Genomic DNA, 14,858 nt, shown 5'->3' with positions numbered 1-14,858 from the left:
CATCTCCGGTGGTTCCGATCGATCGACGGGACCAGGACGCCGACTGCCCTAAACTGGAGGGATCATGGCAACGTTCGGTACCCTCTCTGACCGCCTCGCGGACACGTTCAAGAACCTCCGCACCAAGGGCAAGCTCTCCGCTGCCGATGTCGACGGCACTGTCCGCGAGATCCGCCGCGCACTCCTCGACGCGGACGTCGCACTCGACGTCGTCAAGGACTTCACCGGTCGCGTCCGCGAACGCGCACTCGGGGACGAGGTCAGCAAGGCGCTGAACCCGGCGCAGCAGGTCGTGCAGATCGTCAACGACGAGCTCATCACGATCCTCGGCGGCCAGCAGCGCCGGCTCGAGTTCGCGAAGAAGCCACCGACCGTCATCATGCTCGCCGGCCTCCAGGGTGCCGGAAAGACGACGCTCGCGGGCAAGCTCGCCAAGTGGCTCAAGAAGGACGGCCACACGCCGTTGCTCATCGCCTCGGACCTCCAGCGGCCGAACGCGGTCACGCAGCTCCAGGTCGTCGGTGAACAGGCGGGTGTCCCCGTCTACGCGCCCGAGCCGGGCAACGGCGTCGGCGACCCCGTGAAGGTCGCGCGCGACGGCGTCAAGTTCGCCGAGCAGAAGCTCTACGACACGGTCATCGTCGACACCGCAGGTCGACTCGGTGTCGACGCCGAGCTCATGAAGCAGGCTTCGAACATCCGCAAGGCGGTGGACCCCGACGAGGTGCTCTTCGTCATCGACGCGATGATCGGACAGGACGCGGTCGCGACGGCCAAGGCCTTCCTCGACGGCGTCGACTTCACCGGTGTCGTGCTGTCGAAGCTCGACGGCGACGCCCGCGGTGGAGCCGCCCTCTCGATCGCCTCGGTCACGGGCCGTCCCATCATGTTCGCGTCGACCGGCGAGGGCCTCGACGACTTCGAGCCCTTCCACCCCGACCGCATGGCCAGCCGGATCCTCGACCTCGGTGACATCCTCACCCTCATCGAGCAGGCGCAGCAGAACTTCGACGAGGACGAGGCGCGCAAGGTCGCCGAGAAGTTCGCGACCGACTCGTTCACCCTCGACGACTTCCTCAAGCAGATGCAGCAGCTGCGGGGGATGGGCTCCATCAAGAAGATGATGGGCATGCTCCCTGGCATGGGCCAGATGAAGGAGCAGCTCCAGAACTTCGACGAGCGCGAGATCGTGCGCACCGAGGCGATCATCCAGTCGATGACGACCGCCGAGCGCACCAACCCGAAGATCCTGAACGGCTCGCGCCGGCTGCGGATCGCCAAGGGTTCCGGCATGACGGTGACCGAGGTCAACGCCTTGGTGAACCGGTTCGAGCAAGCTGCCAAGATGATGAAGACGGTCGCCAAGGGCGGCGTTCCGAACATCCCCGGCATGGGCCCGGTCCCCGGCGCACGGACGAACCGTCCGAAGCCTCAGGCGAAGAAGAAGGGTTCCCGATCAGGGAACCCGGCCAAGCGGGCAGCGGAGAACGCCGGTGTCGTCGAGGCGCAGGCCCCGGCAACCGGTGCGGGCTTCGGGCTCGGTGGCGGCGCGTCGGCGGGCACGAAGGCGCCGACCGAGGCTGAACTCGCCGAACTCCAGAAGTTCCTGGGTCGCTGACACCGGCGGTGGCGGGATGCGTGCGCTGAGGGTGCCGGCGACGGCCATCGGCGTCGTCCTCGTGGCCGCGCTGCTCGCCGCTTGCTCCACCGGTGGCGTCGGAGAGCGCGTCGTCGGAACGTGGGGCGACGGTAGCGGCGCAGCGGAGCCCCACCTGGTCTTCGCCGACGACGGTCGGGTCACCGGTTCCGACGGGTGCAACAGCCTCTCCGGCTCCTGGCGGGCCGAGGACGACTCGGTCGCGGTCTCCGATGTCGCGGGCACACTCATGGCGTGCCCCGGCGTCGACACCTGGCTCCGGGGCGTCGCCGAGGTCGCCCTCTCGGACGACGGCGAGCGCTTGATCGTGACCGACGACGCCGGCACGCGGATCGGAACGCTCGACCGCGACCAGTGACGCCGCCTCGTCAGGTGGTCGGCTGGACCCCGTGTCGCAGCTCCTTCGCGAGCGCGCTCACGACCGCCTGCAGGCTGCCGCCATTCGCGTGGGCGACGGCGAGCTGACGCTGGTAGCTCGCGCCGTGGTCGATGACCGAGGCGATGCTCGCCAGCTCCTCCGAGCAGCCGAGCCGGCGCGCGATCGGCGCGAGGGTGTCGAGCAGGTCGTGCAGGTCGTCCGTCACCAGCCGTTCGTGACCGGAGGAGTCGAGGATGATCTCGGCGTCGAGCCCGTACCGCGCCGCGCGCCATTTGTTCTCCCGGACGTACCAGGGCTGCAGGGTCTGCAGTCGCTCGCCATCGTCCAGGCGATCGGAGAGGTGTTCGGTGAGACAGTGGATGAGGGAGGCGAGCGCGGCGAACTCGCCCACGGTCGACGCGCCGTCGCAGGCGCGCATCTCCACGGTGCCCCACTGGGGCGAGGGGCGCACGTCCCAGCGGACCTCGGTGTGGTCCTCGATGATGCCCGTCACCGTCAGGTCGTCCACGTACGCCTCGAACTGCTCCCAGTCGGAGAGTTGATAGGGGAGGCCTGCCGTCGGGAGCTGCTGGAACATGAGTGCGCGGTTCGACGCGTACCCCGTGTCGACACCACCCCAGTAGGGGCTCGACGCGGACAGCGCCTGGAGGTGCGGGAGGTACGTCAGCAGTCCGTTCATGATCGGGAGGACCTTGTCGACCGTCTCGACGCCGACATGGGCGTGGACGCCCCAGATCATCATGTTCCGGCCCCACCACTGCGTGCGGTCGATGAGCTTGTGGTACCGCGGCTTGTCGGTCACCTGCTGGTCGTACCACTGCCCGAACGGGTGGGAACCGCTGCAGATGAGCTCCACGCCCATGGGATCGGTGATGGCGCGCACCTCGGCCAGCTGTCCCTCGAGGTCCGCGATCGCCTCCGGCACGGTGTGGTGCACCCCGGAGACGAGCTCGAGCGTGTTGAGCAGCAGCTCGTTCGTGATCTGCGCGTGCTCGGAACCGTCGTCGCCGCGGAGTTCCGAGAGCACGGTGTCGGCGGAGGCGACGAGATCCCCGGTGTCGCGGTCGACGAGGGCGACCTCCCACTCGAGGCCGACGGTCGAACGCTCGGAGCTGGCGAACTCGATGGGCATTGGCGTCGACCTCCCGCAGGGCACGGCCGGGTGCCGTGCGCCAGCCCATCCTTCCACGCGGTACGCCGGTCCTTCCGCCCCCGTGTCGCAGGATTACCCAGATCGGCCGATGTCTGGCAGAATAGAGAGTTGAGTCTGCGCGGAGTTCGACCCTCTATCCGACGCCCGCAGCAACCACAGTTTTCGCGTCGAGCGTGTGGCCCCACCTTTCGGCAGCGAGCACATCAAACATCACATCATTCAGGAGAATCGTGGCTGTCAAAATCCGTCTCAAGCGTCTCGGCAAGATCCGCGCGCCGTTCTACCGCATCGTCGTCGCCGACTCGCGCACGAAGCGCGACGGCCGTGTCATCGAGGAGATCGGCAAGTACCACCCCACCGAGGAGCCCTCGTTCATCGAGGTCGACTCCGAGCGCGCACAGTACTGGCTGAGCGTCGGCGCGCAGCCGACCGAGCAGGTCGCAGCGCTCCTCAAGCTCACGGGCGACTGGGGCAAGTTCAAGGGCGACAAGGACGCGGTCAGCACCGTCCGCGTCAAGGAGCCGAAGGCCGCCTTCGTCGCCGACGAGAAGAAGAAGCCCGTCCTCAAGCCGAAGGCCGAGGCTCCGGCCAAGGCTGCTCCGGCCGAGGCCGAGGCTCCCGCCGCTGACGCCGCCGAAGCAGAGCAGGCGTAGCCTTGCTCGCTCCCGCGCTCGAACACCTCGTCAAGGGGATCGTCGATCACCCGGATGACGTTCGCGTCACGGCACAGAACTCCGCCCGTGGCGAGGTCCTCGAGGTTCGTGTGAACCCCGAGGACCTCGGCCGGGTCATCGGTCGTGCCGGCCGGACGGCCAAGTCCCTCCGCACCCTCGTGGCTGCGTTGGCGGACGGCCGGCGGGTCCGCGTCGACGTGGTCGACACGGACGCCACCGGCGCAAGCGCCTAGGTGGCTGAGGAGACGGAGCCGAAGACCCAACTGCGGGTCGGTCGGCTCACGAAGGCACATGGCCTGAAGGGCGCCCTGAAGGTCGAGCTCTACACGGACGAGCCGGAACACCGGTTCACGCCAGGTGCGAGCTTCACCCTGCAGGTCCCCGCCGGCTCCAAATGGCGCGGTAAGTCACTCGAGCTCATCGAGCTCCGCTGGTACAACAGCCAGCCGGTGGCGTTCTTCGTCGGCATCACCGATCGCAGCGAAGCCGAGACCCTGGTCAAGGCCATCCTGTGGGTCGAACAGGACCCGACGGAGCTGCCGGCCGAGGAAGACGCGTGGTACGACCACCAGCTCGTCGGTCTGGCGGTGCATCGTGATGGTGCGTCGGTCGGAACCGTCGCGCGGGTCGAGCACTTCCCCTCGCAGGACCTCCTGATCGTCAAGACGCGCGACGGCGAAGTCATGGTCCCGTTCGTCAAGGCCATCGTCCCGGCTGTGGACGTCGCCGCCGGGATCGTGACGGTCACGCCGCCGACCGGGCTCTTCGAGGAGCTCCCCGAGGCCGACGACGCACCGGTCGCCGACGCCCCAGAGGCCGAAGCGCCCGAGGCGCCGGAGACGGCGCCGGACGAGACCGGAACGTCGAAGCCCGAGTAGCACCCGTTCCGAGCCGTATTCCGGTTCGCACCGCACGGCGGAGTCGTCAGCTGCATGCAGCAGGCGCCTCCGCCGTCGTCGTTCCCGGGAGCCTCACACGGCGACCGGCTCACCCTGATGCTCGCCGGTCGCGACACGCTCCAGCACCGCCGTGATCCGATCGGTGCACCCGCCGCAGCCGGTGCCGGCACGGGTCGCCTTGCCGATGCAGGCGACCGTCGTGCTGCCGGCCTCCGCCGCCTCCAGGATCCTGCCGACGGTCACGCCGTTGCAGGTGCAGACGGTCGTGGTCGGTGCGAAGGCGTCGGCGGATGACGCGCCTGCGGCGTCCGGCCCGTCGAGGCGGAGCAGTACGGAACGGTCCGCGGGCAGCTCGCCACCGCTCTCGTAGAGGAGGGTCAGCTCAGCGGCGGTCCGAGGCATCCCGACGGCCACGAACGCGCTCAAGACGCCGGCTCGGGTGACCATCTTCACGTACCGGCCGTGGTCGGGGTCCGCCCAGACCGAGACGCTCCGCCTCGCCGGCCCGTGCATCCCGCAGGAGTCCGTCGCTTCGGGGGAGACGTCCCAGGGGTCGACCTGGACGTCGCCGACCGCGACCACGTCGACGCCGATGGCCTTGAGCGCGACCGGACTGGATCGCTCGACCGGTGGGGGCGTGAGCAGACCGCGCCGATCGTCGATCGCTCCGCCCGCTCGGAGGAGGCGGGCAGCGAGCCACTCCGCCTGCCGCCACCCCGGACCGATGAGTCCGGAGGGGCCGCCGGGGACGACCCGTTCGCTCAGGCGCTCCGGCGTCGGGGTGAGAATGTGCGCGCAGTCCCCGATCGCCGAGATCCGCTCGTCGGACCAGCTGGTGAGCGCTTCATCGACGAGGACGCCCGCGCCCACTCGGAGCCCGGCGAGGACCGCGAGGTCCGACCGGGCGCTCACCCCGCACGACAAGAGGAGCAGGTCTCCCGCGATCCGCTTGCCGTCCGCGGTGATGAGGGCGTCGAACCGACGACCACCGCCAGCGGGGTCGTCCCGGAAGCCCACCGCCTCCGCTCGACTGTTCGCCACGACCTCGACCCCCGCCGCACGCAACGCTGCGGACAGGACGGAGCCGGCGCCGCGATCGAGGTTGCGTGGCATGGGCGTTGGGCCGTGGTGCACGACGACCACGTCGGCCCCGGCCCTCGCCGCCGCGAGAGCCGTCTCGAGGCCGAGCACACCCGCGCCGAGGACGACGATCCGTCCGCCAGTCCGCACCACCGCAGCGACGGTGTCGGCGTCGTCGAGGTCTCGCATGGCGCACACCCCGGCCGGAAGGGCGTGATCCGACCGCATGAGACGCGCGCCGTACTTCTCCAGTGCGGGGAGGTCGCGTCTCCACCGATCGACGCCGTCGAGCGTCGGGACGTTCGCCCGTGCTCCGGTCGCGAGGACGAGATGGTCGTAGGGGAGTGCGTCTCCACGGTCGAGTTCCACCGTCCGGCCCGCGCGATCGATCCGGGTCGCGGTTGCACCGAGGAGCACCCTGATGCCGTCGTCGGCCAGGTCCCGGGCGCTGACGAGGGTCATGTCGGCGAGCTGTGCGGAACCGGTGGCGTGTTCGGCGACGAGGACACGGTTGTAGGCGTCGACCGGTTCCTGGCCGATCACGGTCAGCGCGACGTCGCCTGCCCGGACACCGGGGGCGAGCTCCTCGGCGAACCGCGCGCCCACCGGCCCGAAGCCGATGAGGACGATCCGGAGTGGGCCGCGACGCTGGGCGTTCATGATCGTGCACCGACCCCGGCGGCAGCGGGCACGGGGGATCCGCCGTGGACGGCCGGACGCACGCGGACCGCCGCGCGTTTGAAGTCGGGCATGCCGGAGACCGGGTCCACGGCGTCCTGCGTCAGGAGGTTCGCCGAGGCCGCACCGGCATAGTGGAACGGAAGGAACACGGTGTCGTGACGGATGTCGAGGTCGATGCTCGCCCGCGCAGTGAGGGTTCCACGACGGTTCGACAGCTCGACCATTCCGCCCTCGACGATGCCGAGACGTGCAGCGGTCGCCGGGTGGAGCTGGACGAACACGGCGGGGCGGGCGTCGTCGAGCTCCGGGACGCGGCGTGTCTGGGTCCCGGACTGGTAGTGCTCGAGCAGCCGACCGGTCGTGAGGGTGAGCTCGTGTTCCGCGTCGACGGACTCCGATCCGACGGCGGGACGGACGGGGACGAGACGCGCCAGACCGTCGTCGTGGGCGAACCGTTCGCTGAACAGCCGTGGGGTGCCGGAACCGCCCGCCGGGAACGGCCAATGGGCGGCGATGCCGGTGTCGAGCAGGGCATGGCTGAGACCCGAGTAGTCGGCGACACCACCGGCCGACGCTGCCGCCAGCTCGTCGAAGACCAGGGCCGGGTCCACGTCGAACCGACCGGGGGCGTCGAGTCGACGCGCCAGCTCGCGCATGATCCAGAGTTCGCTCCGGACACCCGCCGGAGGATCGACGGCCAGCCGTCGGCGGATGACCCGGCCCTCCAAGGACGTCATGGTGCCCTCCTCTTCAGCCCATTGGGTGGTGGGGAGGACGACGTCGGCGAGCGCGGCGGTCTCGGAGAGGAAGAAGTCGCACACCACCAGGAGTTCGAGACGCTCCAGGCGATCGCGGACCGTCTGCACGTTGGGTGCCGAGACGACGACGTTCGAGCCGTGGACGAGGAGCGCGTGCACGCCGTCGGCATCTCCGAGCGTGTTCAGCAGGGCGACGGCCGGGAGACCGGGGCCGGGGATCGACTCGACGGGGACGCCCCAGACACCCGCGACGTGACGGCGCGCTTCGGGATCGGTGATCTTCCGATACCCCGGCAGCTGATCGCACTTCTGCCCGTGCTCCCGACCGCCCTGGCCGTTGCCCTGACCGGTGAGGGTGCCGTAGCCGGACCCCGGCCGGCCAGGCAGGCCGAGGACGAGCGCGAGGTTGATGGCCGCGGTGGCCGTGTCGGTGCCGTCGACATGCTGCTCGACGCCCCGACCCGTGAGGATGTAGGTGCCCCCGCCGGCCGTGGTGAGTCGATGCGCGACCTCGCGGAGCACCGTGGTGGGCACGCCCGTGACCGACTGGACCCGTTCCGGCCACCAGGCGCTGACGCTGCGCCGAAGCGCACCCAGCCCCGTCGTGCGGCGCTCGAGGTAGTCGAGGTCGGCGAGCCCCTCGGCGAGGACGAGGTGCGTCAGCCCCAGCAGGAAGACGAGGTCGGTGCCCGGGGCGGGTTGCACGTGCATGCCACGCTGCTGCTCGGTCAGTCGGGCGGTCGCCGAACGACGCGGGTCGACGACGATGAGACCGCCGGCGGCTTGCGCACCCGTGAGATGACCGATGAACGGCGGCATGGTCTCCGCGACGTTCGACCCGAGGAGGAGGACGGTCGATGCGCCGTCGAGGTCCTCGAGCGGGAACGGCAGCCCCCGGTCGATCCCGAACGCCCGGTTGCCCGCGGCCGCCGCGGACGACATGCAGAACCGCCCGTTGTAGTCGATTCGACTTGTGCCGATCGCGATCCTCGCGAACTTGCCCAGCTGGTAGGCCTTCTCGTTCGTGAGTCCGCCGCCTCCGAACACCCCGACGGCGTCCGCTCCGCGTGCCTCGCGGATCCGCAGGATGGTCGAGGCGACGAGATCCAACGCGGTGTCCCAGCTCGTCTCGACCAGCGCCCCGGCGGGGTTCCGCACGAGCGGGGCCGTGAGGCGGTCGCCCCGCCCGAGGAGCTCGCCGGACGTCCACCCCTTCTTGCAGAGGCCTCCCCGGTTCGTCGGGAAGTCCCGTCCCGAGACCTCGAGTGGGAGCCGCGGAGCCACGCCGTCCACCGTGGGTGCCCGGGTGAGGGACATCGCGCACTGGAGGGCGCAGTAGGGGCAGTGGGTGTCGGTCGCCGGGGCGGTGGAACGCGGCATGCGGTGTCCTTCGGTCAGACGTGGACGGGACGGTCGCTCACAGCCGTTGACCGGCGAGCGACGCGTTCCTCCGGAAGTACACGAGGAAGGTGATCGCGAAGAGGACGACGTACGCTCCGACGAACCCGATGAACGCGGACGAGTAGCTGCCGGTGGCACCGTGCGAGAGGCCGAGGATCTGCGGGATCACGAAGCCGCCGTACGCACCGATCGCGGAGATGAGTCCCAGGGCGGCCGCCGCCTTCCGCTGCGTCGTCACATCGCCACCGCGCTGGTGGGCGTCCTGCAGCCCGGAACGTGCGGCGAACACACTGGGGATCATCCGGTACGTCGAGCCGTTGCCGACGCCGGCGGCCACGAACAGGAGCAGGAAACATCCGAGGAAGAGCCAGAAGTTCGCGAGCGGAAGGGTCCAGAGCACCGCGAGCGCACCGAGCGCCATGACCGCGAACGCGCTCATCGTCACGACCGCACCACCGAAGCGGTCTGCGAGCCGTCCGCCGAAGGGCCGGGCCAGGGAACCGATCAAGGCTCCGAGGAACGCGAGGGAGATCGAGGCGGAACCCACGGCGAACGTCGAGAACGCGGGGAACTGATCCGCGATGAGTTTGGGGAAGACGCTCGCGAAGCCGATGAAGGATCCGAACGTACCGATGTAGAGCACGGCGAGGAGCCAGAGGTGCGGTTCGCGGAGCGCGGCCGCGGACCCGCGGAGATCGGCCTTCGCGGACGACAGGTTGTCCATGGAGCGGTACGCGCCGACCATAGCCACCAGGATGAGCGGCACCCAGATCCAGCCGGCCAGGCTCAGATTGAGGCTGGCCGCCGCACCGATCGTGACCGCGATGGGTACGACGAACTGCGCGACCGCGGCACCGAGGTTGCCGCCGGCCGCATTCAAGCCGAGCGCCCACCCCTTCTCCCGCTGCGGGTAGAAGTAGGTGATGTTGGACATGGAACTGGCGAAGTTGCCGCCGCCGAAGCCGGCGAGTCCGGCGACGACGAGCATGACGCCGAAGGGGGTGTCAGGATTGCCCACGCAGAGCGCGAGGGCGATCGACGGGATGAGGAGCAGCCCGGCGGAGATGATCGTCCAATTGCGTCCGCCGAACTTCGGGACCATGAACGAGTAGGGGAACCGGAGGGTGGCGCCGACGAGACTCGGCATGGAGATCAGCCAGAACGTCTCGGCGGTGGAGAAGGAGAACCCCGCACTCGGCAACATCACGACGACGATGCTCCAGAGCTGCCAGACGACGAAGCCGAGGAACTCGGCGAAGATCGACCACCGCAGGTTCCTCCCGGCGATGCTCCGACCCTCACGCTCCCAGAAGGCCGTGTCCTCAGGGTTCCAGCCGTCGATCCAGCGCCCCGGGCGGTGGATCAGGGCGACCGGGGCTCCGGCCGTCGGGGCGGTGGTCGGCGTCGTGTCTGCTGCGTCGAGGTTCGTGGTCATGACTGCTCCGAGCGTTCGGTGAAGCGGGAGAGGTGCTGTCTCCGACGCTATCGACGCCGTGTTTCGGCGTCCGACCGCCCACGTAACACCTGCGTCACCTCCTGCTCACACCGCTCGTCGACGACCGTGAGGACGCGGACCGTCGGGACGCGGTCGGGCTCGGTCGGACGCGCGCGTCGGCTCGAACGGGTCAGACGTCGAGTCGGTAGCCGCGCTTGACGATGGTGTTGATGAGGCCGGGGACGCCGAGTGCCTGGCGCAGTCGGCTCATCTGCACTTCGAGGGCGTGGTGGTCGGCCGCCGCCGGGAGGGCGTCGGCGAGGGCAGACCGTGAGAGGACCGCGCCGTTGGCGCGCACGAGCGCTCGCAGCAGCGCGAGCGAGTTCGGGGGGAGCCGCACGCGGGACCCGGGGAGTTCGACGATGGCTCCGCGGATGGCGATGGGACCGTGCAGCGTCTCGGCGCGGAGGATCGCGTGCTGTTCGAGGTGTTCGCAGAGGAGTCGGATGAGCGCCCCCATGCGGAACCGTTCGGGGACGATGGGCTCGATGTCCTGCGCCAGCAGCGGTGCGGCCGTGACGGGGCCGACCGCCGCGCAGAGCACGTCGTGGCGGAACGCGTCGACGACGGCGTCCTCGAGTCCGAGGGCCTCGGCGGCGGTGAAGAGGGCGACGACCGATGGTGCACTCGTGAAGGTGACCGCGTCGAGCGATCCGCTCACGATGGCGTCCACGAGCCGGCGCACGCGTTCGTCGGTGGCGTCCGGGTCCGTCCACCGGTACGGGGCGACCGTGTGCACCTCCGGATGCACGGCGCGGAGGCGCTCGAGCTGTCGCTCATCGGTGTACCCGTGCAGTTGGACGGCGACCCGGAGGCCTGCCGGGTACTCGGCCAGGACCTTGTCGACGAGGGAGGCGGTGGTCTCGCGGTCGCTCATACCGACGTCGTTCAGGCCCGCAGCCCGAACGGCCCCACGCGCCTTCGGGCCGCGGACGAGGATGTCCGTGTCGGCGAGCGCGTCGACGAGCTCGTCGCCGAGTCCGGCGGCGTCGGCCACCTCGAACCACCGGCGGACGCCGTACGAGGTCGTGGCGAGGAGCACGTCCGGACGTGCCGCGATGATGTCGCGCGTGTCGTCGATGAGGGGTTCGTCGTGTTGAGCGTGGGCGATCCGGAGCGTCGGGGCGTGCACGACCGTGGCGCCGCGTCGCTCGAAGGCGTCGATGAGGTCCTGCGACCGGCGGTCGCTCGTCACGCCGATCCGGAACCCCTCGAGCTGGTCCGCGCGGAACCCCGGTACCGGCGAGGTGACGTCGGGGCCGGGGTCCGGCGATCCCGCCGTGGCGTCGGTCATGCCGTCGCCGCCAGGCGTTCTGCCCGCTCCAGGAGCTCGGCGGCCTCGGCGTCGCCGTCGAACGCGAAGGAGACGACGTGGCCGATCACGATGACCGCCGGGGATCGCACCCCGGCAGCCGCCGCCACGTGGAGGATCGAACCGAGGTCCGCGATCGTCGTCCGCTGGGTCTCGCTGTAACCGCGCTCGATGATCGCGACCGGGGTGTCGGCGGCGAGTCCCGCGGTGAGCAGTCCCTGGGAGACGGAGGGCAGGGTGCCGATACCCATGAGGACCACGATCGTGCCACCCAGCCCGGCGAGGTGACGGTGTTCGTCGTCGGAGAGCGGCATGTGACCACTCACCACCGTGAAGAGCCGGCTCAGGTTCCGATGGGTGAGGGGGATCCCGGCGGCGGCGGGTACGGCGACGGCGCTCGAGACGCCGGGGATGACGCGGACGGGGACGCCCGCGCGATGGCAGGCGAGCACCTCTTCGCTACCACGGCCGAACACGTACGGGTCGCCGCCCTTCAAGCGGACGACGGCCGCACCGTCCAGGGCGTGCTGGACCATGACGGTCTCGATGCCCTCCTGCCCGATCGGGTGGTGGCCCGGGCGTTTGCCGACGTCGACGAGGAGGGCGTTCGGTGCGAGGGAAGGGAGGGCGTCATGCGGGGCGAGTCGGTCGTAGAGCACGACGTCGGCGTCGCGCAGGGCTTCCACCGCGGCGACGGTCAGCAACGCGGGATCGCCCGGTCCGCCACCGACCAGGGTGACCCTGCCTGCACGCGACATCTACGCCCCTTCTCTCACTGGAATGGTAGGCCCTGCGACGTAGACGGCCTCGCCGCGTTCGACCTCCGCAGCCGTGGCCGGTCGGTACTGGCCGCGTTCGGCCACGCGCGGCAACCCGGGCTCCGCCTCGCCCGGTTCGTTGACGAAGGAACGGAACCGTCGGAGGCGCTCCGGGTCGGCGAGGGTGGCGGCCCACTCGTCCTCGTAGCCCTCGACATGGGCAGCCATCGCCTGTTCGAGATCGGCGGCGAGCCCGAGCGAGTCCTCGACGACGACCTCCCGGACGTGGTCGAGTCCGCCCTCGAGGTCCTCCATCCACCGTGCCGTGCGCTGGAGACGGTCGGCCGTGCGGATGTAGTACATGAGGTACCGGTCGATGTACCGGATGAGCGTCTCGTCGTCGAGGTCACCCGCGAGGAGCTGCGCGTGCGTCGGTTGGAACCCGCCGTTTCCGCCCACATACAGGTTCCACCCCTGTTCGGTCGCGATGATCCCGACGTCCTTCCCACGAGCCTCAGCGCACTCACGGGCACAGCCGGACACGCCGAACTTGAACTTGTGCGGCGCCCGGAGCCCCCGGTAGCGGAGTTCGAGGAAGACCGCCATGGAGACGGAGTCCTGCACCCCGAACCGGCACCAGCTCGACCCAACGCAACTCTTCACGTTGCGGAGGGACTTGCCGTAGGCCTGGCCGGACTCGAACCCGGCGTCGACCAGGATGCGCCAGATCTCCGGCAACTGCTCGAGTCGGGCCCCGAAGAGGTCGATGCGCTGCCCGCCCGTGATCTTCGTGTAGAGCCCGTAGTCGGTGGCGACCTGCGCGATCACCGCGAGCTTCTTGGGCGTGATCTCACCGCCGGGGATCCGCGGGACCACCGAGTAGGTGCCGTCCTTCTGCATGTTCGCGAGCGCACGGTCGTTCGTGTCCTGGAGTGTGCCGCGCCCGCCGTCGAGGATGTAGCCGCCCTGCTGACTGGCGAGGATGGAGCCGACCACGGGCTTGCAGACGTCGCAGCCGCGACCGACGCCGAACCGGGCGAGGATGTCGTCGAAGGAGGTGAGGCCGAGCACCCGGATGGACTCGAACAGTTCCTGCCGAGACAGGGCGAAGTGCTCGCAGAGGGCGCGCGACACGGCGATACCGGACTTCGTCAGCTCCGTCTCGAGGATCTTCTTGACGAGTGGGACGCACGAGCCGCACTGGGTGCCGGCCCGTGAACAGGCCTTGAGCGGGCCGAGCTCCGTGCAGGCCTCGCCGTGCACGCCGGCGATCGCCTCGCGGACCGAGCCCGCGGTGACGGCGTTGCACGCACAGACGAGCGCCGCGTCCGGCAGCTCGTCCCCGGCCGGTGCCTCGATCCCGGAGGCGGACAGGTAGGCCGCGGGTTCGCTCGACAGCTCACTCCCGAGGAGCGGGCGCAACGCGACGTAGGGCGAGGCGTCGCCGACGAAGATGCCGCCGAGGAGTGTCTTCGCGTCGTCGGTCATCACGAGCTTCTGGTACAGCCCCCGTGCCGGGTCGGCGTAGACGATCTCGAGGCTGTGCTCCGTCCGGGCGAGGGCGTCGCCGAAGCTCGCGACGTCGACGCCGGAGAGCTTCAGTTTCGTCGCGTCGTCGACCGTCGTGAACTCCGCCTCGCCGCCGAGCAGCCGGTCGGCGACGACCTCCGCCATCGCGTTCGCCGGCGCCACGAGCCCGGTACAGCGTCCCTCGAAGCAGGCGACCTCCCCGATCGCCCAGACCCCGGCCGCCGACGTCCTGCAGTCGGTCCCGATGACCACGCCACCGCGCTCGCCGAGGTCGATCCCGGCGTCGCGCGCGAGTTCGTCCCTCGCCCGGATGCCGATCGCGAAGACCACGATGTCCACCTCGACCTGTTGGCCGCTCGAGAACCTCACCCCCGAGACGGCGCCGTCCTCGTCGAGGAGGATCGAGCGAGGACGGGTCCCCAGATGCAAGGCGATGCCCTGCGCGCCGATGATCCGGCCGAGTGCACGTCCGGCTCCCTCGTCGAGTTGTGCCGACATGAGCCACGAACCGGAGTGCACGACGCTCGCGTCGGCGCCGAGGCGAGCCGCGCCGCCGGCGGCCTCGAGCCCGAGGAGACCACCGCCGGCGACGATCACGCGAGCGGGACGTCCCCGCAGTCTTCCGATGCGCTCGATCTCGGAGACGAGCAGGTCCACGTCGTCGAGCGTGCGGTAGACGAGTGCGTGCTCCGCGCCGTCGATCTCCGGCACCGGCGCCGACGAGCCGGTCGCGAGGATCAGCTCGTCCCACTCCACGAGCCGACCGAGCGAGGTGTGCACCGTCCGTGCGTCACGATCGATGCGCTCCGCACGCTCGCCCAGGAGGAGGGAGACATGGTGTTCGTCCCAGACGGCGGACGGGGTGAGCGTGAGGTCGATCGAGGCGTCGTCGAGTCGCTTGCTCAGCGCGACGCGGTCGTAGGGGCGGTGCAGCTCCTCGCAGATGACGGTGATGTGCGTCCGTTCCCCGCCGTCACGGCTGTGCAGGGCGTCGACCAACCGGTGCGCGGCCGGTCCGCCGCCGACGACGACGATGCGGCGTGGTCCGCCCTGTGGAGTGCGATCGGTCATCGTGGGCCCC

General features: G+C 70.1%; 12 protein-coding genes. 5 read left to right on the top strand and 7 right to left on the bottom strand.

Annotation, left to right across the window (positions count from 1 at the left end; genetic code table 11):
• The first annotated feature begins 64 nt into the window (after positions 1-64).
• Together ffh and ASF68_RS03570 are read left to right on the top strand one after the other, a co-directional pair.
• Positions 65-1,618, top strand: coding sequence for a signal recognition particle protein (gene ffh, locus ASF68_RS03575; protein WP_056006905.1), 1,554 nt, complete (start codon positions 65-67; stop codon positions 1,616-1,618).
• Positions 1,619-1,634: 16 nt separating this feature from the next.
• Entirely contained in the window at positions 1,635-2,015 is a 381-nt protein-coding gene (locus ASF68_RS03570; RefSeq protein WP_056006902.1) for an META domain-containing protein, read from the top strand.
• Positions 2,016-2,025: 10 nt separating this feature from the next.
• Here the strand turns inward: ASF68_RS03570 and ASF68_RS03565 are convergent, their stop codons facing one another.
• Entirely contained in the window at positions 2,026-3,168 is a 1,143-nt protein-coding gene (locus tag ASF68_RS03565) for a glutamate--cysteine ligase (RefSeq protein WP_056006899.1), read from the bottom strand.
• 251 nt (positions 3,169-3,419) lie between these two features.
• Between ASF68_RS03565 and rpsP the strand changes: the two genes are divergently transcribed.
• From rpsP to rimM, 3 genes are read left to right on the top strand one after another with little or no spacing between them, the layout of a single operon-like run.
• Positions 3,420-3,842, top strand: coding sequence for a 30S ribosomal protein S16 (gene rpsP / locus ASF68_RS03560; RefSeq protein WP_056006896.1), 423 nt, complete (start codon positions 3,420-3,422; stop codon positions 3,840-3,842).
• 2 nt (positions 3,843-3,844) lie between these two features.
• Complete coding sequence (locus tag ASF68_RS03555) at positions 3,845-4,096, top strand: RNA-binding protein (protein WP_056006893.1); 252 nt, start codon at positions 3,845-3,847, stop codon at positions 4,094-4,096.
• The gene (gene rimM, locus ASF68_RS03550) at positions 4,097-4,741 is read left to right on the top strand and encodes a ribosome maturation factor RimM (protein WP_056006890.1); all 645 of its coding nucleotides are present in this window, start codon (positions 4,097-4,099) and stop codon (positions 4,739-4,741) included.
• A gap of 93 nt (positions 4,742-4,834) precedes the next feature.
• On the opposite strand, the gene ASF68_RS03545 is transcribed toward rimM, so the two are convergent.
• From ASF68_RS03545 to nirB, 6 genes are all read right to left on the bottom strand, one after another.
• On the bottom strand, positions 4,835-6,502 hold the full coding sequence (locus tag ASF68_RS03545; RefSeq protein ID WP_056006887.1) for an FAD-dependent oxidoreductase: 1,668 nt from the start codon (positions 6,500-6,502) through the stop codon (positions 4,835-4,837).
• Complete coding sequence (locus ASF68_RS03540; protein WP_056006884.1) at positions 6,499-8,661, bottom strand: molybdopterin oxidoreductase family protein; 2,163 nt, start codon at positions 8,659-8,661, stop codon at positions 6,499-6,501. Before ASF68_RS03540 ends, ASF68_RS03545 begins: the two co-directional genes overlap by 4 nt.
• Positions 8,662-8,698: 37 nt before the next feature.
• Positions 8,699-10,117 (bottom strand): MFS transporter, encoded by a 1,419-nt coding sequence (locus ASF68_RS03535; protein ID WP_056006881.1) that lies wholly within the window; start codon positions 10,115-10,117, stop codon positions 8,699-8,701.
• Between the two features lie 190 nt (positions 10,118-10,307).
• Positions 10,308-11,471 carry a uroporphyrinogen-III synthase gene (locus ASF68_RS03530; RefSeq protein WP_056006878.1) on the bottom strand — a complete coding sequence of 388 codons (1,164 nt, stop codon included), beginning with the start codon at positions 11,469-11,471 and terminating at the stop codon, positions 10,308-10,310.
• Positions 11,468-12,247: a uroporphyrinogen-III C-methyltransferase gene (gene cobA, locus ASF68_RS03525; RefSeq protein WP_056006875.1), complete on the bottom strand. Its 780-nt coding sequence runs from the start codon at positions 12,245-12,247 to the stop codon at positions 11,468-11,470. Before cobA ends, ASF68_RS03530 begins: the two co-directional genes overlap by 4 nt.
• Complete coding sequence (gene nirB / locus ASF68_RS03520) at positions 12,248-14,848, bottom strand: nitrite reductase large subunit NirB (protein WP_056006873.1); 2,601 nt, start codon at positions 14,846-14,848, stop codon at positions 12,248-12,250.
• Positions 14,849-14,858: the final 10 nt, after the last annotated feature.

The sequence above is a fragment of the Plantibacter sp. Leaf314 genome (assembly GCF_001423185.1).
Lineage (GTDB): Bacteria > Actinomycetota > Actinomycetes > Actinomycetales > Microbacteriaceae > Plantibacter.
Note: the sequence above shows the minus strand (reverse complement) of the source record. Positions and strands in the feature narration are given on the sequence as shown.

Coding starts and splice junctions, on each gene's coding strand:
- ffh (WP_056006905.1), top strand. CDS start 65: ATGGCAACGTTCGGTACCCTCTCTGACCGCCTCGCGGACACGTTCAAG.
- ASF68_RS03570 (WP_056006902.1), top strand. CDS start 1,635: ATGCGTGCGCTGAGGGTGCCGGCGACGGCCATCGGCGTCGTCCTCGTG.
- ASF68_RS03565 (WP_056006899.1), bottom strand. CDS start 3,168: ATGCCCATCGAGTTCGCCAGCTCCGAGCGTTCGACCGTCGGCCTCGAG.
- ASF68_RS03545 (WP_056006887.1), bottom strand. CDS start 6,502: ATGAACGCCCAGCGTCGCGGCCCACTCCGGATCGTCCTCATCGGCTTC.
- ASF68_RS03540 (WP_056006884.1), bottom strand. CDS start 8,661: ATGCCGCGTTCCACCGCCCCGGCGACCGACACCCACTGCCCCTACTGC.
- ASF68_RS03535 (WP_056006881.1), bottom strand. CDS start 10,117: ATGACCACGAACCTCGACGCAGCAGACACGACGCCGACCACCGCCCCG.
- ASF68_RS03530 (WP_056006878.1), bottom strand. CDS start 11,471: ATGACCGACGCCACGGCGGGATCGCCGGACCCCGGCCCCGACGTCACC.
- cobA (WP_056006875.1), bottom strand. CDS start 12,247: ATGTCGCGTGCAGGCAGGGTCACCCTGGTCGGTGGCGGACCGGGCGAT.
- nirB (WP_056006873.1), bottom strand. CDS start 14,848: ATGACCGATCGCACTCCACAGGGCGGACCACGCCGCATCGTCGTCGTC.